Annotated in this window: 1 rRNA gene; it reads left to right on the top strand. The window is 48.8% G+C overall.

From position 1 onward, the window contains the following. Window positions 1-176: 176 nt before the first annotated feature. Window positions 177-1,704, top strand: a 23S ribosomal RNA gene (locus PSES9_RS0122820); the annotation flags it as partial.

Consider the following 1,704-nt stretch of genomic DNA (forward strand, 5'->3'; position numbering starts at 1 on the left):
TTTGACTAGAAAGAAAAATCGTTCTTTAAAAATTTGGGTATGTGATAGAAGTGACTGATTGATTACTTTCACTGGTAATTGATCTGGTCAAGGTAAAATTTGTAGTTCTCAATTGCAAATTTTGGCGAATGTCTACTTCACGTTATAGACGATAACCAGATTGCTTGGGGTTATATGGTCAAGTGAAGAAGCGCATACGGTGGATGCCTTGGCAGTCAGAGGCGATGAAAGACGTGATAGCCTGCGAAAAGCTTCGGGGAGGTGGCAAATAACCTTTGATCCGGAGATGTCTGAATGGGGGAACCCACCTAACATAAGTTAGGTATCTTGCACTGAATACATAGGTGTAAGAGGCGAACCAGGGGAACTGAAACATCTAAGTACCCTGAGGAATAGAAATCAACCGAGATTCCCTTAGTAGTGGCGAGCGAACGGGGACTAGCCCTTAAGTTGATTAGAGATTAGCGGAACGCTCTGGAAAGTGCGGCCATAGTGGGTGATAGCCCTGTACGCGAAAATCTCTTTTCAATGAAATCGAGTAGGACGGAGCACGAGAAACTTTGTCTGAATATGGGGGGACCATCCTCCAAGGCTAAATACTACTGACTGACCGATAGTGAACTAGTACCGTGAGGGAAAGGCGAAAAGAACCCCGGAGAGGGGAGTGAAATAGATCCTGAAACCGTATGCGTACAAGCAGTGGGAGCAGACTTTGTTCTGTGACTGCGTACCTTTTGTATAATGGGTCAGCGACTTATTTTCAGTGGCAAGCTTAACCGAATAGGGGAGGCGTAGCGAAAGCGAGTCTTAATAGGGCGTTTAGTCGCTGGGAATAGACCCGAAACCGGGCGATCTATCCATGGGCAGGTTGAAGGTTAGGTAACACTGACTGGAGGACCGAACCGACTACCGTTGAAAAGTTAGCGGATGACCTGTGGATCGGAGTGAAAGGCTAATCAAGCTCGGAGATAGCTGGTTCTCCTCGAAAGCTATTTAGGTAGCGCCTCGTGTATCACTGCTGGGGGTAGAGCACTGTTTCGGCTAGGGGGTCATCCCGACTTACCAAACCGATGCAAACTCCGAATGCCAGCAAGTGTCAGCACGGGAGACACACGGCGGGTGCTAACGTCCGTCGTGAAAAGGGAAACAACCCAGACCGTCAGCTAAGGTCCCAAAGTTATGGTTAAGTGGGAAACGATGTGGGAAGGCTTAGACAGCTAGGAGGTTGGCTTAGAAGCAGCCACCCTTTAAAGAAAGCGTAATAGCTCACTAGTCGAGTCGGCCTGCGCGGAAGATGTAACGGGGCTCAAACCATACACCGAAGCTACGGGTTCATCCTTTGGATGAGCGGTAGAGGAGCGTTCTGTAAGCCTGTGAAGGTGAGTTGAGAAGCTTGCTGGAGGTATCAGAAGTGCGAATGCTGACATGAGTAACGACAATGCGAGTGAAAAACTCGCACGCCGAAAGACCAAGGTTTCCTGCGCAACGTTAATCGACGCAGGGTGAGTCGGCCCCTAAGGTGAGGCAGAAATGCGTAATCGATGGGAAACGGGTTAATATTCCCGTACTTCTAATTACTGCGATGGAGGGACGGAGAAGGCTAGGCCAGCACGGCGTTGGTTGTCCGTGTTTAAGGTAGTAGGCTGGGATCTTAGGTAAATCCGGGATTCTAAGGCCGAGAACTGATGACGAGTTGTCTTTAGA

Source organism: Pseudomonas sp. S9 (assembly GCF_000222125.1).
GTDB lineage: Bacteria > Pseudomonadota > Gammaproteobacteria > Pseudomonadales > Pseudomonadaceae > Aquipseudomonas > Aquipseudomonas segetis.